General features: G+C 38.5%; 17 protein-coding genes. 13 read left to right on the top strand and 4 right to left on the bottom strand.

All coding sequences use genetic code 11. The annotated features are described in order from the left end of the window. Positions 1-33: 33 nt before the first annotated feature. Positions 34-1284: a serine hydroxymethyltransferase gene (glyA, locus tag A6E04_RS11405; RefSeq protein ID WP_017023072.1), complete on the top strand. Its 1251-nt coding sequence runs from the start codon at positions 34-36 to the stop codon at positions 1282-1284. A gap of 286 nt (positions 1285-1570) precedes the next feature. After that, positions 1571-6073, top strand: coding sequence for an SslE/AcfD family lipoprotein zinc metalloprotease (locus tag A6E04_RS11400; RefSeq protein WP_065611405.1), 4503 nt, complete (start codon positions 1571-1573; stop codon positions 6071-6073). Between the two features lie 83 nt (positions 6074-6156). Here the strand turns inward: A6E04_RS11400 and A6E04_RS11395 are convergent, their stop codons facing one another. Together A6E04_RS11395 and A6E04_RS11390 are read right to left on the bottom strand one after the other, a co-directional pair. Continuing rightward, positions 6157-6483: a hypothetical protein gene (locus A6E04_RS11395; RefSeq protein ID WP_012549691.1), complete on the bottom strand. Its 327-nt coding sequence runs from the start codon at positions 6481-6483 to the stop codon at positions 6157-6159. 99 nt (positions 6484-6582) lie between these two features. Continuing rightward, positions 6583-8571, bottom strand: a complete 1989-nt coding sequence (locus A6E04_RS11390) for a methyl-accepting chemotaxis protein (protein ID WP_065611402.1) — start codon at positions 8569-8571, stop codon at positions 6583-6585. 167 nt (positions 8572-8738) lie between these two features. Between A6E04_RS11390 and nrdR the strand changes: the two genes are divergently transcribed. From nrdR to A6E04_RS11340, 10 genes are all read left to right on the top strand, one after another. After that, on the top strand, positions 8739-9188 hold the full coding sequence (nrdR, locus tag A6E04_RS11385; protein WP_012549693.1) for a transcriptional regulator NrdR: 450 nt from the start codon (positions 8739-8741) through the stop codon (positions 9186-9188). 1 nt (position 9189) lies between these two features. Next, positions 9190-10311 carry a bifunctional diaminohydroxyphosphoribosylaminopyrimidine deaminase/5-amino-6-(5-phosphoribosylamino)uracil reductase RibD gene (gene ribD, locus A6E04_RS11380; RefSeq protein WP_065611400.1) on the top strand — a complete coding sequence of 374 codons (1122 nt, stop codon included), beginning with the start codon at positions 9190-9192 and terminating at the stop codon, positions 10309-10311. 3 nt (positions 10312-10314) lie between these two features. After that, positions 10315-10971: a riboflavin synthase gene (locus A6E04_RS11375; protein ID WP_017023076.1), complete on the top strand. Its 657-nt coding sequence runs from the start codon at positions 10315-10317 to the stop codon at positions 10969-10971. A 36-nt stretch (positions 10972-11007) separates the two neighbouring features. Continuing rightward, positions 11008-12117, top strand: a complete 1110-nt coding sequence (ribBA, locus tag A6E04_RS11370) for a bifunctional 3,4-dihydroxy-2-butanone-4-phosphate synthase/GTP cyclohydrolase II (RefSeq protein ID WP_065592103.1) — start codon at positions 11008-11010, stop codon at positions 12115-12117. A 149-nt stretch (positions 12118-12266) separates the two neighbouring features. Then, on the top strand, positions 12267-12737 hold the full coding sequence (gene ribH / locus A6E04_RS11365) for a 6,7-dimethyl-8-ribityllumazine synthase (protein WP_012549697.1): 471 nt from the start codon (positions 12267-12269) through the stop codon (positions 12735-12737). Further along, positions 12737-13204 carry a transcription antitermination factor NusB gene (gene nusB / locus A6E04_RS11360; protein ID WP_012549698.1) on the top strand — a complete coding sequence of 156 codons (468 nt, stop codon included), beginning with the start codon at positions 12737-12739 and terminating at the stop codon, positions 13202-13204. Before ribH ends, nusB begins: the two co-directional genes overlap by 1 nt. Positions 13205-13293: 89 nt before the next feature. Continuing rightward, the gene (gene thiL / locus A6E04_RS11355) at positions 13294-14286 is read left to right on the top strand and encodes a thiamine-phosphate kinase (protein WP_065611398.1); all 993 of its coding nucleotides are present in this window, start codon (positions 13294-13296) and stop codon (positions 14284-14286) included. Positions 14287-14288: 2 nt separating this feature from the next. Then, positions 14289-14792 (top strand): phosphatidylglycerophosphatase A, encoded by a 504-nt coding sequence (pgpA, locus tag A6E04_RS11350; protein WP_012549700.1) that lies wholly within the window; start codon positions 14289-14291, stop codon positions 14790-14792. After that, positions 14793-15908 (top strand): substrate-binding domain-containing protein, encoded by a 1116-nt coding sequence (locus A6E04_RS11345; RefSeq protein ID WP_065611396.1) that lies wholly within the window; start codon positions 14793-14795, stop codon positions 15906-15908. 4 nt (positions 15909-15912) lie between these two features. Continuing rightward, positions 15913-18150: a LuxQ periplasmic sensor domain-containing protein gene (locus A6E04_RS11340; protein WP_065611395.1), complete on the top strand. Its 2238-nt coding sequence runs from the start codon at positions 15913-15915 to the stop codon at positions 18148-18150. Here A6E04_RS11340 and A6E04_RS11335 read toward each other — a convergent pair. Further along, entirely contained in the window at positions 18147-18422 is a 276-nt protein-coding gene (locus A6E04_RS11335; RefSeq protein ID WP_012549702.1) for a hypothetical protein, read from the bottom strand. The genes A6E04_RS11340 and A6E04_RS11335 overlap by 4 nt on opposite strands. A gap of 88 nt (positions 18423-18510) precedes the next feature. Here A6E04_RS11335 and A6E04_RS11330 point away from each other — a divergent pair, with 88 nt between their 5' ends. Then, positions 18511-18861: a putative quinol monooxygenase gene (locus A6E04_RS11330; protein WP_017023081.1), complete on the top strand. Its 351-nt coding sequence runs from the start codon at positions 18511-18513 to the stop codon at positions 18859-18861. 69 nt (positions 18862-18930) lie between these two features. Here A6E04_RS11330 and dxs read toward each other — a convergent pair whose 3' ends face one another. Further along, positions 18931-20814: a 1-deoxy-D-xylulose-5-phosphate synthase gene (dxs, locus tag A6E04_RS11325; protein ID WP_065611393.1), complete on the bottom strand. Its 1884-nt coding sequence runs from the start codon at positions 20812-20814 to the stop codon at positions 18931-18933. Between the last annotated feature and the right edge of the window lie 13 nt (positions 20815-20827).

The following is a 20827-nucleotide window of genomic DNA, read 5'->3' as shown; positions in this document are numbered from 1 at the left end:
GGGTTTTATATTTATCTGAGTCAGGAGATACAGATGCTTAAGCGTGATATGAACATTGCAGATTACGATGCAGACTTGTTTGCAGCAATCCAGGAAGAGACAGTACGTCAAGAAGAGCATATCGAGCTGATTGCTTCTGAAAACTACACTAGCCCACGAGTGATGGAAGCTCAAGGTTCACAACTAACAAACAAGTATGCTGAAGGTTACCCTGGTAAGCGTTATTACGGTGGCTGTGAGTTCGTTGATAAAGTGGAAACACTGGCTATCAACCGTGCATGTGAATTGTTTGGCGCAGAGTACGCAAACGTACAACCGCATTCAGGTTCTCAAGCGAACAATGCCGTTTACATGGCACTACTAAACGCTGGCGATACCGTGTTAGGTATGAGCCTTGCTCACGGTGGTCACTTAACTCACGGTTCTCCAGTAAACTTCTCTGGTAAGCTTTACAACATCATTCCTTACGGTATTGATGAAGCGGGTCAAATTGACTACGAAGAAATGGAAGCGCTAGCAATAGAACATAAACCTAAGATGATCATCGGTGGTTTCTCTGCTTACTCTCAAGTATGTGATTGGGCGCGTATGCGTGAAATCGCAGACAAAGTTGGTGCTTACTTCTTCGTAGATATGGCTCACGTAGCGGGTCTTATTGCTGCTGGTGTTTATCCTAACCCAGTACCACACGCTCACGTAGTAACAACAACAACGCATAAAACATTGGCTGGTCCTCGTGGTGGTCTTATTCTTTCTAACGAAGGCGAAGATCTTTACAAGAAACTGAACTCAGCAGTATTCCCTGGTGGTCAAGGTGGCCCTCTAATGCACGTTATCGCTGGTAAAGCGGTGGCATTTAAAGAAGCACTAGAACCAGAATTTAAAGAATACCAAGTTCGTGTTGTTGCTAATGCAAAAGCAATGGTTGCAGAGTTTCTTGCTCGTGGTTACAACATCGTTTCAGGCTCTACTGAAAACCACCTGTTCTTGGTTGATTTAATCGACAAAGACATCACTGGTAAAGAAGCCGATGCGGCTCTGGGTTCAGCTAACATTACCGTTAACAAAAACTCAGTACCAAACGATCCACGTAGCCCATTTGTTACTTCTGGTATCCGTGTTGGTTCTCCTTCAATTACTCGTCGTGGTTTCTCTGAAGAAGACGCGAAGAACCTTGCTGGCTGGATGTGTGACATTCTAGACAACATGGGTGATGAGTCTGTTATCGAAGCAACTAAAGCGAAAGTATTAGAAATTTGTAAGCGTCTACCTGTATACGCTTAATTTTTAATTCAGTTTTAAAAATTAAAAAGGCCAGCCTGTTATAGGTTGGCCTTTTTTATTGCCTAAAATTTAATGAACTGTTGAGGGTTGTATTTCTTTATGTGATTAATGTTTAGATGGGAGAAGATAACTACATAACATTCAGTAATTCAATGTAAATATAATTCACATTCATGATTTTGATTCTATTTCTGTATTATTTATAAGATTGAGTGAAAATAAATGTGATATGTTTCGGCCTTAGTGAACTGGACGATTAGTTTCGGCACTTTTAAAAGGTTGAGTCATGAGTAAAAAATTATTATTAGCGTCGTTAATATCGATGCTGCTTGCTGGGTGTAATGACGAGAATATAGATACATCAGGACCGATTCCTGATGTAGGAACTGGCGGTGGTTCGGTGACACCTCCAAAGCCTAATCCTGAACCAACGCCAGAACCGATACCGCCAACGGATATTATTCCTCCGGTGACATACGTTGGTACCTTGATGGCTTCGGGTAAAACCGTTTCCGGTGAAGTCAGCTGTAACGGCGTAGTTTTAGATAAAAATACAAGTACATTTACCGTTAAACAAGGGAATGAATTTAACTGTTCTTTTGGTGCGGTAGAGTTAGGTCGTTTTAAAGCTTCTTTTCCTAAGGTTAAATCAATCGATTTGGTTAATACAATCGTGCCTGCTTCTTTTGATCTTCAAGACAGTAAAGGGGTTAACGTAACGAAAATTCTACAATCCATTTCCACATGTGAGCATCAAGATCGCATTTGTTTAGATGACTTTGATTCTATTGATATTCAAGAGATCTATTCAGATTTGGGCAATAATGACTCTGTAAATGCATTTTTGGAGTCAAAAGAAGAAGAAGCCACTGATGACGTCGGTAAAGCACCTAGTTCTCATGTTGATGCTGAAATAGCGCCAGTTGTCACACCTGGTACAAGTAATGACCTCAATAGTGGGTTTGTATCAGCCAGCGCAGAAGACAGTTACGCTTATAAACCAAGTTCAGCAGCACAGGTGTTAACTAAAAGTAAATTAACAGATGATAATGGTACACCATTAGCTGGGGTTAATTTCTTTTCTACTAATGCTATTGGGATCACGGATGACAATGGTGAATTTGAATACCTGTGGGGTGACAAACTTACCTTTAGTATTAATACTTTTGAATTTGGCAGTGTAACCGGCAATCAAATTAACTATAAAATTACAGATGTCAGCGATAATGAAATTGTAAAATCAAATATTCAGTCATTAATCACACGATATGCAGAAAATAGTAATAATACACTGCTTATATCAAATCGAGTACAAGAGGTTTTCTCTCTTTATCCTAATGTAATCAATGAACTAATTAATCTGAGTTTACCTAGCGGTGGAATGATTGAAGGCACACAGTTCTCGATTCCGAATGAATTTGATGCACAATTTGAACATGGTTTAACTGCCGCTATTGATGCAGAGTTACAACCGCAAGGGCCATCATTTTATTTTTCAGATTATCCACATGTATTTGCTGTCGATAGTGGTACCTATGTTACCGACTCTCTCACTGCAATATTCAAGGGAGTTGGCAGTTTCCATGTATTTAATGACAACGGCAGTTTCTATGGTGCGACAGGTTACACTCGAGGAATGCGCGCATTAAATTTATCTAATCGAGCATTTCCAATAATGATGCCTCGTGCTGATATTAATAAAGACATCCCATTTGGTCAGCAGCAAGCATGGACTCGTGAAGGTCGTCCTTATATTGCGGAATACCCAGGAATAGATAAGATGCCAGCTATCCCTGTTGTATCGAAAGATAATGCAACGTTCGGTTTCCCATTCGTTACCGCCGGTGAAATTGGTGCGGGTAAAGTGGTATTTATGGGTAATAGTATGTACCCAAGCATTATTTCATGCCCTGATAACTATTGGGCTAATGATGCTTTACGTATTGATAGTGTCAAAAAATCATGTACATCGTCATTTGATCTAGCAAATGATCCTCGTAATGATAACGGCAGTATGAAGACCTTTTTCTCTAATTTATTTACATGGTTAAATAATGATAAGACAATTAAAGGCATCAATGTTGCTTCCAATATAGACGTTGCTACTGCTTTACGTTCTGGTACTTCTCATGGAACTGCATATGATTTCTTTGTTAATCCATCTTTTGGTTTCTCACCATCTGTTGAAATGTTAACTAAAGATGGTTTTTCAGGGCATTTATCGGCCTCAGAAACACCGTTGTTGATTCTTCAAGCTTACCCTCCGAAGCCCCAAGGTGATGGCATGAGTCATCGTTTTATTGCTGATTTAGAGAATCCAAACCTGAGTCAAGATGATATTACCGCTTTAATTACGTACATTAATGATGGTGGTAGCGTTCTATTTATGGACGCTATCGATAGAATCACTAACCCTGAACCTATTGGGCGTTTAGCTGACTCTGCAGGTGTATCATTAGGTGGAAGTAACGTAACGCCCACATCGCAAGCATTTTGTGGCTCGTCATATTATTGTCAAGCACCATCCCCAAATCTTCATGTAAAGAGTCAGTATGAAATGGTGGTTCTTGAACGTTTCCAAGATGTGGATGGAAAGCAACCTTATACCGTTACTCAGGATGGTTCGGTCGAATGGATCAAAGATGAAACTAAGATCAAATTTGAAATCCCAACCTATGAAATGATCAAACGTGATGATAAAGCTCAGCCAGTATTAGATAAAAATGGTGCTCCAGTAATGGAAACCAAATTTGCTCGTATTTTTGTTAAAAATGAAGAAGAAAGAGCGGCTGCAATCTCTGAATTACAAACAGCGTTTACAGGCACTCCTTTATGCTCTAATGGTTATGAATATGAGTTTAACTGCATAGAAACTCGTCAAGGTGATGGTATAGAAGTTCGTGGGTCGTACGGACGTGCAGATTTTGATCGCTATCAAATGAGTCAAGACGTTGTAGAAAGTATGGTTAAAGCGGCAAACCTTGGTGATAACTTTAATGCACTAATGGAGCATGAGCTTTATTACCGCACCAAAGGTAAGCAAGGCATTCGTTTATCTTCCGTCGAGTTAAATCAAACTTACGATAATCTTTCTATTTGGATGTGGAATGACAACGCTTATGCTTATGATTCAAACGTTCAAGATGAACTCGGCTTTAAAACTGCGGTAGGTTTTCTTAATTGCTACACGAATAATGCGCATGGCAATGGATTAACGTGTCCTGATGATTTAGCGACTAAGTTAATTAAAAATGGAATGATTTATGGTGAAGGTGAACTTGTTGGGCAAATGAATCCAAGTTACCCACTAAACTACATGGAAAAGCCACTAACTCGTATTATGTTAGGTCGTTCTTTCTGGGATCATGAAATCACGGTTGATACGACTAAGTACCCAGGTAGAACCGTCGCTTCAACGATCACAGAGACCGTAAATATCGAGACGGCAGGTAAAGCGGTCAGTTATTCTGCAGGAAATAATCAATCTACGGGGTTATGGGCGCCCCAACTTAGCGAGATCACTATTAATGGTGGGGTTTCTGCAACGATCACTGTCATGATGGCGGATGATCTAACGGGTAAACCTCAACATGAAACCAGTTTAAATCGTCCACCAAGAATGCAAACTAGTTATGCTTATGATGGAACATTACTGACCTTTAAAGTGCCTTATGGTGGTCTAATTTATATTAAACCAACTGAGGTTCTGAGCGGAGATTCAACGATTGCATCGTTTAATCTTATTGGTGTTGAAAAAGCAGCGTGGTGGAAAAAGGATCCTGATAGTGCAAAAGGTGAGTGGATAAATGCCCCTGAGTCATCAACGGCTCCAATTGCTGAAATAGATACGGGCTCATTTATTTATACGACTGCTCTTAATAACGTTAAGACAGCTGATCTTAATGAGTTTAGTTATAATATGAACCGCTTTGCTAATGCAGCAAGTGATTTTTATGGGCGTGATGAAGTGAGTGAAGGTGGCCAACATCGTCGCTTTACTTACCCTGCATTAAAAGAGTTCCGCCATCGTTTTGTTAATGATGTGCAAATTTCTATTGGTGCAGCGCACTCAGGTTATCCTGTAATGAGCAGTTCATTTAACGTAGACGCAACGAAGCCACCAACGAATGCAATTGATGATTGGTTGGTATGGCATGAAGTTGGTCATAACCTAGCTTCTGCACCATTTTCTGTTCCTGGCAGTACTGAAGTGACGAATAATATTCTAGCGTTATATATGCAAGAATTAGACGGTCGTAATGACAAGCCTGAAATGGATCGAATTAGAACGAGTATTCAAAAAGCGCCTATTTGGTTAAGTTCTAATGATGGTCATGCATGGAGTCAAGGCGATGCTGGACTTCGTTTAGTGATGTTTGGTCAGTTGAAAATTTGGGCAGAAAGCCATTTTAAAATTGATGATTGGTATGTTGATGGTGATGTTCAACCGACGATTTACAATCAAGATCAAGGTTGGAATATGGTTAAATTAATGCACAGAAAAGCTCGAGGTGATCAACAAGGTGATAATGGCGTAAATTATTGTAGTTCTAGTGATACTGGATTAAACGCGGGTGATTTAATGATGGTATGCAGCTCTTACGTATCAGGTTATGATTTAAGAGATTTTTTCATGACATGGAATGTGGGTGAAACTTCAGTAACTAATGCTGATGGAACTAAAGTATATTCTGGCGGGATCAGTGATGCAGGATTAAATGCATTAACGAGATTACGTTTAGATAAACCTGAGATAGATCCGTTAACGATTAATGCTTTGCCTAATTAATAGTTAGCCAATTGTGTGATTAAAAAAGCCCCCGAACGATTATCGTTTGAGGGCTTTTTACTATCTGTTATCTAAGCTGAAAATTACTTATTAATATTAATCAACGCGCCAGACTTACATTGGAAAGTATAGTAACGGCTTGTTTCATTAAATTTGCCTAGACCTTCACCTGTACAATAGTCAACATTGATATCTCTCATTACATCTAATGTTTTTTCTGTGTTCAGTTGGAATTTAGAACCATCGCTACAGATGATACGAACGCGACCATCATCACTTACTGAATAGACTTTCACTTCTGTATTACATAGCTCAAAAGACGCATCTTGGTAATTGTCTTGTTGTTTTGGCGCGCTGCTACAACCGGCTAAAACAAGTGCAAAAGCACACGCTAGACTGATTTTTTTCATGTTGACTATTCCTTAAGCAAAATTATGCCTTCAATATATCTTGTTAATAAAATGAATGCGAGTTTCTAACTTATAAAACGAGAATTCGTACCATGATTTTTAGACGGTTATGGTATTAATTTGAGTGGTTAATTCACTCATTTTCGTTTCAAGTTGCTTCATTTCATGTTCAAGATGATGAACTAATTCATTCGTACTGCTAGCGAGAGAGGCCAACTCATCAATATCAGAATTAACCGCATTTGCTGTTTCTGATTGCTCTAATGTCGCCGCTGAAATACTGGTGTTAAAATTATCTATTTCAGAAACCGAATGACTAAGTGACTCTATGTATTGAGCTGAATCCGTGACACTTTTCTGAGTTGTTTCACTCAATAACTTACTTTCTTCCATTAATAAAAAGGATTGTTTTGCATTAACCCCAATGCCATCAAGTAGTTGACGAATGTCATGAGTGGCTTCTTGGCTACGTTGAGCGAGTTTTCTTACTTCATCCGCAACAACCGCAAATCCTCGTCCTTGTTCTCCGGCACGGGCCGCTTCAATTGCCGCATTAAGGGCCAGTAAATTGGTTTGGTCAGAGACCGCTGTAATCGTATCTAATATTTCAGACACATTGAGTGTCTGTTTTTCTAAATGTTCAACGTGTTGGTGAGTATTAATAATACTGCTATGCAGTTCGTTAACCGTCTCTGTTGTGGCTAGAGTTTGGTTTTTACATTCTGTTGCGTTCGCGGTTGCTTGTGTTGTTGTTTCATGAGCGCTGTTAGTAACCCCTGCAATTTCAGAGCTTGTTTGTGCCATTTCAGTCATAGCTGTCGCGATACTGTCACAATGAGTCAGCGTTGTTTGACTTGATTGCGTCGCTTGTTTCAAGTGTTCACTTAGTAAGTTTAGTTCATTTTGTGTTTGAGAGGCGACGTTATGCGCTGAACGTAGTGGGAGTGCTATATTTTCAAGTAATGAATTAATATCTCTTGCGATAGCATCGAACTCATTCTCATTGTTGTTTTCCAATGCGAGTGTTAAGTTTTTACTGGCAGATATTTCATTAATACGAAGGCTAAACGAAGTCATTCGGCTATTGATTGATTTCGCGGTAAAAAGACTAATGAAAATAATAGGTAATATGAGGAACAGAGCAACCGCTATGTAGCCGTTTCGAATGAATGCTGATTGTGACATTTCTTTTGTTGCAGCGATATTAAGACTTTTTGATAGATTATCCGTGATCGTTTTGATGAGGCCAATACGTTGAGTGGCCATTGGAAACCAAACATTTGCGCTTGGTCCTTGTAATGTTGCCAATGTGTTTTTTTGAGACAGATAAATCGACTGCGTATCCGTTACTTTTTTCCAGGTATTAGAAGACATCGCGTTGTTTAACTGTTGCACAAAGTCAGCAGAAAGAATCGATTTAGCTTGGCGAATAGAAAAATATTCAGTTGAAAGGTAACTGCTAATGTCAGCATATTTATCAAGGCTTGATGTCTTACCTGCAAATGCACCATTTAAAGCCCCTCTCACTTTTCCTGCTTCTTCTTTGACTTGTAATAATGCGGATAACCCTTGCATTTCGCTGCGTAATATTGGCGAATTTATTTTTGATACAATAATAGAGATAGAATCAAGAGAGAGTTGATTAAGTGTTGAATAATAAACAAATGGAGAGAGCGTAATTGAAAAGTTATCGACTTGAGAGCGAATGCTATTTTTATTATTTAATTGCTGGGTTACCTCAAAGAGTAAAGATGAAACAATCGTTTTTTCTAAAAAATCAGGAGTGAAGTTACGTAATGCCTGTTCAGCGGAGTCTGATTTTTTTCTTTGTTCAATGAGCTTACTATTACCTGATTTCCTTTGGGAGGCGAGATACCCTGCGGTTATTCCTCGTTCAACGGCAAAGTTATGGGCGACATTATCCAGTAAGTTAAATAAAGAAACGGCTTCTAACGAGTAATTAGCGTCATGAACTTTTTGGTTTTCTTGAATGAGTAGTTGGGTTAAAAATAGAGTAATGATTAAGGTTGGTAAGAGTGATATGAGCAATAAGCGAGTTTTTATACTTTTTAGAATAGATAACTTCATCGAGTAACCTTTTAATTATTATGGGTATGCCGACATATCGGCAACAAGTTGGAAACCTTTAGTAAAGAATAAGTAAAAACCTTGTATTAGTTACGTCTTCTTAGTCTCGGTGATAGGCACCGATCCGCTTTTCTTGTACACTAAACAAAAAATAATAGGAGGCAAGAATGCATTGTCCATTTTGTAGTGCTACAGACACAAAAGTTATCGATTCTCGATTGGTTTCTGATGGTCATCAAGTTCGTCGTCGTCGCCAATGTTTGGCGTGCAGTGAACGATTTACTACGTTTGAATCCGCTGAACTTGTTATGCCTAAAGTGATTAAGTCTAATGGCAATCGTGAACCGTTTGATGAAGATAAATTATCAGGTGGTTTGTATCGTTCATTAGAAAAACGTCCCGTAAGTGCTGATTTAGTTGAGCTTGCTTTAAATACAATTAAATCAAAGCTAAGAGCAACTGGTGAGCGTGAAGTACCTTCGGAGATGATCGGCAATTTCGTTATGGATCAACTAAAGGAACTCGATAAAGTGGCGTATATTCGATTCGCATCCGTATATCGTAGCTTTGAAGACATTAAAGAGTTCGGCGAAGAAATTGCAAAACTAGAGAAATAAAATGAAATTTACTCCTCAAGATCACCTGATGATGCAGCGCGCTATTCAATTAGCCAAGCGCGGTATTTATACGACGGCACCGAATCCAAATGTGGGCTGCGTACTCGTTAAAAATGGTCTTATTGTTGGTGAAGGGGCACACCTTAAAGCGGGTGAGCCTCATGCTGAAGTTCATGCTTTACGCCAAGCAAGTGAGAATGCGAAGGGGTCAACGGCTTACGTTACTTTAGAACCGTGTTCTCATTATGGTCGAACCCCACCTTGTGCTGAAGGGCTAATAAAAGCAGGCGTAGTCAAAGTTATTTGTGCCATGGTTGATCCAAACCCACAAGTAGCGGGCCGAGGTTTAGCGATGTTAGAAGCCGCAGGAATAGAGACCGCGTCAGGCTTATTAGAAACGGAGTCTCGTGCACTGAATCCTTCATTTTTAACTCGAATGGAAACGGGAAAACCGTTTGTTCAATTAAAAATGGCGGCCAGCTTAGATGGTAAAACAGCGCTGAAAAATGGTGTAAGTCAATGGATCACATCAAAAGAAGCACGACAAGATGTACAGCGTTATCGTGCACAAGCCGGAGCGATTCTATCTACGGCAAAAACGGTTATTGAGGATAATGCCTCCCTTAATGTTCGTTGGAGTGATTTACCGTCTTCAATTCAAGAATCGTATTTAGAAGCAGAGGTAAGGCAGCCATTACGTGTCATTTTAGATCGTCAACATCAACTTACTTCTGAACTTGCTCTGTTTAACACAACTGGGAAAGTGGTTACCGTTTCTCACCAACCTTCACATCCTCTTAGCCATCCAGAAAGTCACTTGTATTGTGATCTTGATAATAATAAACAATTAGTATTGTCTGATGTAATACAAAAAATAGCCCAAGAACATAATGTAAACCATCTTTGGGTTGAAGCTGGTGCAACACTTGCTGCAAGTATGATTTGCGAAGGTCTGGTCGATGAACTTATTATCTATTTAGCGCCAAAGTTAATGGGTGCAGATGGCCGAAGTATAGTGAACCTCATCGGATTAGAAGCGATGTCTGAAGCAATTAATTTAGACATTAGTGATATTCGAATGGTCGGCAAAGATATTCGAATTACAGCAACAATAGTAAGGTAACGTATGTTTACAGGAATTATTGAATCAATCGGTACACTTCAAGCCATCACGCCTAAAGGTGAAGATGTTAGTGTCACAGTTAATGTTGGCAAATTAGACATGGGCGATGTGAAATTAGGCGACAGTATTGCGACTAATGGCGTTTGTCTAACCGTCGTAGCGATGACAAAAAATAGTTATACCGCTGATTTGTCTTTAGAGACATTAAAGCGTACTGGTTTTGTCCATTATAAAGCAGGCGATAAAGTCAATCTTGAAAAAGCGATGTTGCCGACCACTCGTTTTGGTGGACACATTGTCTCTGGCCATGTTGATGCGGTAGGGGAAATAATTGAACGTCACCAAACAGGCAGAGCGGTCGAGTTTTGGATCCAATTACCTCAGGATTTAGCTAAATATGTGGTAGAAAAAGGCTCAATAACGATCGATGGCATCAGTTTGACCGTGAATGATTTACGTAAAAATGCATTTAAACTTACTATTGTGCCCCACACTGCATCGGAAACGACGATGGATACATTCACTGTTGGAAAAAAAGTGAATCTAGAAGTGGACTTAATTGCACGATATTTAGAAAGACTTGTGATCGGACAGAAAGAAGAGCAACCTCAGTCTTCTGTTACGATGGATCTTTTGGCAAAATCAGGTTTCTTAAATTAACCATTTAACCTAACTAATATATTAAAGGTATTTCACATGGCAATTAGCTCAGCAAAAGACATTATTGAAGATATTCGCTTAGGTAAGATGGTTATCCTGATGGATGATGAAGATCGTGAAAATGAAGGCGATTTAATCATTGCAGCAGAAAAAATCACACCAGAAGCGATCAATTTCATGGCAACACATGGTCGTGGTTTAATTTGTTTAACAATGACAAAAGATCGTTGTGAAAAGTTAGGTCTGCCACCAATGGTGCAAGACAATAACGCACAATTTACAACTAACTTTACTGTTTCTATTGAAGCCGCTGAAGGGGTTACTACGGGTATTTCTGCAGCAGACCGTTCTCGTACTGTTGAAGCTGCCGTTGCTAAAAATGCTGTTGCTGCTGATCTTGTTCAGCCAGGCCACATTTTCCCTCTTGCAGCACAAGAAGGCGGAGTGTTAACTCGTGCGGGACACACTGAAGCTGGTTGTGATCTCGCTCGTTTAGCCGGTTTTGAACCTGCAGGTGTTATCGTTGAAATCCTAAATGATGATGGCTCGATGGCTCGTCGTCCTGATCTGGAAATTTTTGCTGAAAAACACGATGTTAAATTGGGCACGATTGCTGACTTAATTGAATACCGTAATAACAACGAAACAACGATTGAACGTGTTGCTGAGTGTAAATTACCAACAGAGTTTGGTGATTTTGATCTAGTGACTTACCGTGACACGATTGATAATCAGCTTCATTATGCAATGAAAAAAGAAAATACATCAGGTATTGCGCCATTAGTACGAGTTCACCTTCAAGACACCTTCACCGATATCCTTCATTCAGATCGTTGTGCAGAACGTAGCTGGACATTACCAACGGCAATGCAACGTATAGCGGCCGAAGGTGGTGTACTTATTATTCTTGGTAATGAAGAGTCAACGGACAGTATTGTACATAAAATCAAAGTATTAGAGCGTCAAGATAACGGTGAGTCGCCTACAATGGCGAAGAAGCAAGGTACGTCACGTCGCGTTGGTGTTGGCTCACAAATCTTAGCGGACATGGGTATCTCAGACATGCGTCTGCTGTCATCTTCTTCAAAGCGTTACCATTCATTATCAGGCTTTGGTCTGAATGTAGTAGAATACGTTTCAAAATAAGCGTATTGATGGGCTCTATTGTGTAAATAGAGCCCAAATAATTAGATATTTGTCATAAAGCTGTGATAGAATTCGCCGATTCTCACTATGATATGTAGTTGAAAATAGTTACCCAGTTTAATTGGAATAATATAGATACAGGAAGGCTTATGAACGTAATTGAAGGCGGCGTTGCTGCTCCTAATGCGAAAATTGCAATTGTCATTTCTCGCTTTAATAGCTTTATTAATGAAAGTCTACTTTCAGGCGCTATCGATACTCTAAAGCGTTTTGGTCAAGTATCTGAAGAAAACATCACTGTTGTTCGCTGCCCTGGCGCCGTAGAATTACCATTAGTTGCTCAACGAGTAGCTAAAACAGCAAAATATGATGCAATTGTTTCATTGGGTTCTGTTATCCGTGGTGGTACACCACATTTTGAATACGTATGTAGTGAATGCAATAAGGGTCTAGCACAAGTATCTTTGGAATATAGCATTCCAGTGGCATTTGGTGTTTTGACTGTTGATACAATCGATCAAGCAATCGAGCGCGCCGGTACCAAGGCTGGTAATAAAGGGGCGGAGGCTGCACTAAGCGCACTCGAAATGATTAATGTTCTGTCTCAAATAGAATCCTAATGGGAGTTAGTGTGAAACCAGCCGCACGTCGTAATGCACGTCAATTTGCGCTTCAAGCAATTTATTCATGGCAAATAAGCAAAGAAAATGTTGCTGCTATTGAAGAACAGTTTTTAACTGCAGATAAGTATGATGAAGAAGAGCATCATGCAAAAGAGCCTAAACTACAAGCTCCAGAGACTGATGTAGCGTACTTCCGCGATCTTTTCTCAGGTGTTGCTCTTAACCACATTAAGTTAGACGGTAAAATGCGTCCATACTTATCTCGTCCACTTCAGGATCTTGATCAGATGGAGCTTGCGTTATTACGTATGTCTATCTATGAAATGATGAATCGTGACGATGTACCTTACAAAGTAGTTATCAATGAAGCGATTGAACTTGCAAAAGTGTTCGCAGCAGAAGATAGCCACAAATTTGTAAATGGTGTATTAGATAAAGCGGCTCCAACATTACGTAAAAAGTAAGTTGGAATTAGCATACTAATTAATACTAAAGGTCAGCTAATTGCTGGCCTTTTTTATACCTTAAATACAAGATAAGAATACTTAATAATATGACCAGTGAATTTAATTTAATTGAACGGTTCTTTGTTGAAGGGAACTTATCAAGAAAAGACGTAGAACTTGGTATTGGAGATGATTGCGCTTTAGTGTCAGTACCAGAAAACCACCATGTTGCCATTACGACAGATACTTTAGCTGCAGGAACTCATTTTCTTTTAACTGCTGACCCTGTCAATGTTGGTTACAAAGCGCTTGCTTCAAATCTGAGTGACTTAGCTGCGATGGGAGCAAAACCTACATGGGTGTCTTTGGCATTAACATTACCAGAGCCAAATGAAGAATGGCTTAAAGGGTTCTGTGACGGCTTTTTTGGTTTAGCAAAATTGCATAACGTGCAACTGATCGGCGGAGATACAACAAAAGGGCCATTAAGTATTACGATTACAGTTCAGGGTATTGTTCCAAAGGGTGAAGCGATGACTCGTAAAGGTGCACTCTGCGGTGATGATATTTATGTGACCGGAACATTAGGTGATAGCGCTGCAGGCCTTGAGGTTATTCTTGAACAGACAAATGATATTGAATTACCCTTAGCAAAAGAGCTTGAATATCGACATTATTATTCATCACCACGAATCGAATTAGCGCAAGAAATACGTCATTTATGCCATTCGGCACTGGATATTTCTGATGGTGTAATTTCTGATTTAGGCCATATACTGAAACAATCAAACGTGAATGCATTATTAGAAGTTACTCTTTTGCCTATCTCTAATGAGCTAAAATCTTATCATCATGGTGATGATGAGAAGTGTCAAAAAATGGCATTAATAAGTGGAGAAGAATATGAACTTTGCTTTACTGCACCAAGAGAGAATCGCGAAGCAATAAAAAAAATAACGACTCTTTTAAATCAAAACGTTAGTATAATTGGTGAAATTACACTGGGTCCATTTACTAATTTACAGAGTGGCGTACAATTAGTAAAAGAAGGCAAGCAATTAGATTGGAGCCTATATGGTTACGATCATTTCAGGAGTTAAGCATGACAAATCCATTAGCACTTATTAGTTTAAAAAATCCGTGGCATTTATTAGCGACAGGCTTTGGCAGTGGTTTGGCTCCTATTATTCCGGGAACGATGGGCACCCTTGCTGCGATACCATTTTATTTATTATTGGCTCAGCTTCCCTTTTACCTTTTTGTAATTGCAGTGATTTTTTCTGCTCTTATTGGTATTAAGATTTGTGATATTACGTCTTCAGATATGAAAGTACATGATCACGGATCTATTGTGTGGGATGAGTTTGTTGGTCTTTGGATCACAATGAGCATTGTGCCTTATTTAAATTTATCAGTAACAGATTGGAAATGGTTACTTACAGGGTTTATATTATTTCGATTTTTCGACATGGTAAAACCTTGGCCAATTGGATGGCTAGATAGTAAAGTTCATGGCGGCGTTGGTATTATGATTGATGATATTGTCGCTGGATTTATGGCTCTAATTAGCTTGTGGTTAATTGGTAAATATTCTGGTTGGTTGTAAATGAGTAACACTTGTTTAACGTTAAGAACTCTATTTGTTGTTACTTTTTATTGTTTAAGTAGCGTGAGTTTTGCTCACGCTGACCCAGTGCTTGTTGGTTATTGGGGATATGATGAGTATTTAGCAGAGCACCCAAAAGAAAAAGTGCTTACAAATGAGTTAAGAGTTATGGTTAATAATGAACCTATTCCATTGACGATTAAACAAGAAAGACCAATTAAAATTTCCTTTATTTATCCAGGTGAGCAGTCATCTGATTATTGGACTCGAAATATTGTCGCATTTGAATCTCGATTAAAATCTTTAGGTATTAATTATGAATTAATACAAGTATCGACACGCCTCAATGTTGATTTTAAAGAACAGAGTCGATCATTATATGAAGCCATAAATAATAAATCTGATTATTTAATTTTTACATTAAATACAAGTCGACATCGTAAGTTTGTGGAGCATGTAATTCAAAGCCCTGATATTAAAATAATACTTCAAAATATAACGACACCAGTAAAAGCATGGGCTGATAGCCAACCATTGTTGTATGTTGGGTTTGACCATATTATTGGTACGAAGTTAATTGCTGATTACTTTAAAAATCGATTTCCTGATGGTGCTAAATACGGAATGCTTTATTATTCGTATGGTTATTTAAGTACGGCAAGAGGTGATGTTTTTGTACAATCAATGGATAATAATAAATATACATTAACGTCGTCATATTATACGGAAGCGACGGCAGAGAGTGCCTATAAAGCGACTCAAAATATCATGAAAAATAACAGTGATGTTGATTTCATTTATGCATCATCAACAGATATCGCTCTTGGTTCAATTGAAGCGTTAGGGGAAATGCCGAGTTTGAATCCCCTTGTTAATGGATGGGGAGGCGGCTCTTTAGAGCTAGAGGCGATTGAAGATGGAAGGTTAGATGCAACCGTTATGCGTATGAATGACGATACCGGAGTAGCAATGGCTGAAGCGATAAAGCTGGATTTAGAGGGAAAGGAAGTACCAACTGTATTTTCTGGCGATTTTGAAGTGGTAACATCAGAAACGACAGAAGAAGAGTTACGTCAATTTAAAGAATGCGCATTCCGTTACTCAGGAATTGATTGATCGCATGAATAATAAAAGGAAAGTACTGAAAAAAGCGTCGTTAGCAGATTTAATATTTCGTGCTATTTTTATTATATTTTCTATTTTGACCGTAGGTATTACTATTCATACTTATCAATTAAGCGTGAATACCATTAATGAAGAAGTTAAACGGAATTTAGAACAAACATCGGCACTATTAGAAAATTATTTTAATCATCGTCTAGCTATTTTACAAATTAGGCAAGATACAGATGCAGGCAGTCTCGGATTAAAAGATCATTATGGTAATGATCGAATTTTAAATTTAGAACAGTATTTTTCAGATATAGAAGCAAAAGAACCCTCAAACTCACCTGACTTTCGTTTTCTTGAAGCGAACAATCATGTTTTTTGGAGTGATGATAATCACTTGTTTCTTGGTATGAACTCTGAAAATTTAAAATATATTATAGATAAAAATATTTATATTAATACATGGTATTATTTAACGGTAACCACGGACAAAAAGATAACCCATCTCCTCATTAGACGAACACCGGTTGTTAGTTCTTTTACTGGCGAAGTTAGAAGTTATTTATACAATGCCGCAATATTAAATAATAACATTTCGTTTGTTCATAGTTTAAAGAGAGTGAGTCGTAGCCAAGAAATCTTTATCGTTAATAATAAAAAATTAATCTCATCAACGATAAAGAAAAGTACCGCCAGGTATGCAGAGGTTGAAGAATGTATTGGAAATGGTGTTGAGACCTTTGCTGGTAAGATCTTAAATTATACCCCGCTAAAAATAAAATCATTAAATGGTTCTTTATCGATCGTATCATTAAAAAATAAAGAGAACGTGACGTTACTTGAACAGCGTTTTATTTACAGTGTTGTTCTTTCTTTTTTTGTATTGATTGCTATTGCGGTATTAGTCCGTGGCCTATTTGAGCACCGAATTTTATTAGCATTAAACGCGCTTCTTTCTTACGCAAAAAGTGTATCGAAAAAAAATGGAAATAAGCATTATCTTGGCAGTGGGATCCTTGAATTTGATCAAATAGGCGCAAAACTTGAAGATATCTTTATTGAGCTCATTGAGGCAAAAGAAGAGAGTCATAAAGCGCAAGCAGCCGCTGAAAAATTAACTCAAGTTAAGTCTGATTTTCTTGCAAGAATGAGCCATGAAATCCGCACGCCATTGAATGGTATTCTAGGGATCTCTAGTTTATTAAAACAAGCTCAACTTCCTTTAGAGCAGAAAAAACAAATTCAAATCATTCATCAAGGGGGAGAGCATTTATTAGCGGTATTAAACGATATTTTAGATTTCTCTCAGATAGAGCAAGATAAGTTAAATATTAATTTTGAAGAGTTTGTTCTTGATGACGTACTCGATACGATTAGTGCGATATACACGCCACTTTGTATGGGAAAAAACATTACGTTTAATCTAAATAATAAAATTGATACCGACGTGATTTTATATACGGATAAAGTACGATTAACTCAAATTCTATTTAATTTATTGAGCAATGGTGTGAAATTTACTGAGCTTGGACAGGTCACCCTGAGCTTAAATCTTGAATCAAAAAATGGACAAATATTTTTATGTTTTGATGTCGAGGATACTGGGGTTGGTATTGGTATTGAAAACCAAGCATCGGTGTTTGACCCATTTATACAAGTGGAATCGACTGGAACAAGAAAATTTGGTGGCAGTGGTCTCGGTTTGGCGATCGTTAAGCAATTACTGCATTTACTTAATGGGTCGATTACGGTTGTTAGCTCACCGGGTTTAGGGACGTCATTTACGATTAGGTTGCCTGTTGAAGTGATCGAGTATAAAAAAGAACTGCCTTCTGAAGCATCAAGCCATCATGAATATTTATTGCCAATAAATTTGAAAGTATTATTGGTAGAAGATAATAAATCGAATGCGTATATCGCAAAAGCATACTGTCAAAAATACAGCTTAGATGTAACGTGGGTAACTTCTGCGGCTGAAGGGATTCAAATGATTAAAGAGCACTCATTTGATTTGGTTTTGATGGATAACCAAATGCCAGAAATGAGTGGGATAGAAGCCACAAGATACATAAGAAAAACACTTAATTTGAGTCTGCCAATTTATGCTTATACTGCGGATGTTTTAGAAGAGGCGACAAACGAATTCTTATCGGCAGGTGCGGATTACATTATAACTAAGCCAATTAAAGAAAAATCGATTTTAGATGCTTTGGTTTTTTATAAAGCAGAGCTAAAACGAAAAAATTAACTGCGTTTAATTCGAACGACTTTCATTATTTCAAGTTCAAAACCGGCAAGAGACTCTGTACTAGGATAGTAAGTCATGTTTACATTCGCGCCTTTAAGTGATTTGTACGCTTGGCTTCGTTTAAATTTAAACGGAGTATTGCAGTTTTCAATCATAACGGTATGCAGCACCCAATCTCCAACTTCACGTTGAGTGTGAGAGGTTACTTTCATATCCGTACTATGAGTTAGGTCTTGATGTTTATTCAACATTTTATCTACGTCTGATTTCATTGGGCTCACCAGTAATATATATACAGAACCATGATAATCTTATTTTCAACGCATTGTTACTATTCAACCATAATATAGGGAAATTACCATGTCTAAGAAAGTCTATTGCATTGCTCAATTTTTACCAAAAGAAGGTAAATTGAATGAGCTATTTCGTGTGCTTCAAGCGTTAGAGCCTAACACTATGCGAGAAGATGGTTGTCAGCAATATATAGTGACTCGTCAGTTACAGAGTCCATTTGCTGAAGGAGAAAGCTATCCTATTGCATTCAATGAGATTTGGGCTAATAACGATGTATTTGAGGCTCATTGCCAACGTGAAGAAATTAAACAATTTTTTGAGCAGCAATGCATTGCTGAAGATGGGTTGGTCGATAAGTGGAATGTATGTATTTATAGCGATGAACCAAATGATTTTGATGCACCGAAATTAAATTAGATAATCGTACTTATTACAGTGATAAAAAATGCCACAACGTTGTGGCATTTTTTTATGAAATGATATGAATTATAAATCCAGATAATCTCGGATTTGTTTTTCAATACCTGTTGCATCTAACATTAACTCAGAATGCATTTCTTCTTGTGTTCCTTGAGCAATAAATTGGTCAGGTAAGCCAAGTTGAAGTACTGGTTTGATTAGACGGTTTTTCATTAAGAACTCAATAACGCCTGAGCCGGCACCACCTGAAATTGCATTCTCTTCAATAGTCACTAATACATCATGGCTTGTAACTAACTCACAAAGTAAGGCTTCATCTAACGGTTTAGCAAAACGCATATCGGCAACCGTTGCGTCTAGTTTTTCTGCCGCTTCTACACTGTTCGATAAAAAAGTGCCGAAGTTTAAGATAGCAACACGTTCGCCTTTTTCTGTGATTTTAGTTTCACGGATTAATCGACCTTTACCTATTTCTAACGCTTGCATTTCTTTATTAACCTCAATACCAGTCGCACTTCCTCGAGGATAGCGAACAGCACTTGGTCCAGTATGTTTATGTCCGGTATAAAGCATCTGGCGACATTCATTTTCATCGCTTGGGGTCATAATTACCATGTTTGGAATGCAGCGCATAAAGCTGATGTCAAAAGCACCTTGATGGGTTTGACCATCGGCACCAACCAGACCAGCACGGTCGATAGCAAACATTACAGGCAAATTCATAATGGCAACATCATGAATCAGTTGATCATAACCACGTTGTAAGAACGTTGAATAAATGGCGACAATAGGGTTATAACCTGCGATAGCCATACCACTGGCTAGCGTTACTGCGTGTTGTTCTGCAATTGCAGTATCAAAATATTGACTTGGGAATTCTTTTGAAAAACGAACCATGCCAGACCCTTCACGCATTGCTGGTGTGATGGCCATTAATTTGTCATCGTCTTTTGCCATATCGCAAAGAAAATCACCAAAAATGTTTGAGAACGTTGGTTTTCCGCCTGATGATTTCGGTAATGAGTGATTGCTTGGATCAAATTTAGGTACGCCATGATAGCTAATAGGATCTTTTTCTGCAGGCTCATAGCCTTTGCCTTTTTTCGTCATAATGTGTAAGAACTGCGGACCTTTTAGGTTGCGCATATTCTTAAGAGTACGAACTAATTCGTTTACATCATGACCATCGACAGGACCAATATAATTAAAGCCTAGCTCTTCGAACATCGTTCCAGGAATGACCATCCCTTTGATATGTTCTTCAGTACGCTTAAGTAATTCTTTAATCGTAGGGGTACCAGAGAGTACTTTTTTACCACCTTCACGAATGGAGGTGTATAAACTGCCTGATAATACGCGAGCTAATTGATTATTAAGTGCGCCAACATTTTCTGAAATTGACATCTCATTGTCATTTAAGACAACTAACATATCTGGGTGTATGTCACCGGCGTGGTTTAATGCTTCAAACGCCATGCCTGCCGTAATAGCACCATCACCTATAACACTAATGACTTTTCTATTGGCTTGCTCTTTTTCAGCACAGATAGCTAAACCCAGAGCGGCGCTTATCGAGGTTGAAGAGTGACCAACAGAAAGCACATCATATTCGCTTTCATCGCGCCATGGGAAAGGGTGTAATCCATCTTTTTGACGAATGGTAGACAGTTTTTCACGGCGACCCGTTAAGATCTTATGAGGGTAAGCTTGATGGCCTACATCCCAAATAAGTTGATCAAATGGGGTATTGTAGACGTAATGTAAAGCGACAGTCAGTTCAACTACACCAAGCCCAGAAGCTAAATGGCCACTCGATTTACTGACAGACTTTAAAAGATAAGCACGAAGCTCATCACATAAAGCAGGTAGGCTTTCTTTTGGCAAAGAACGTAGTTCATCTGGTGTGTTTGCCAAAGCCAGAATTGGGTATTTTGAAATATCAAGTGACATAATTATTCAGCGC

The organism is Aliivibrio logei (genome assembly GCF_001691055.1).
GTDB classification, from domain to species: domain Bacteria; phylum Pseudomonadota; class Gammaproteobacteria; order Enterobacterales; family Vibrionaceae; genus Aliivibrio; species Aliivibrio salmonicida.
Note: the sequence above shows the minus strand (reverse complement) of the source record. Positions and strands in the feature narration are given on the sequence as shown.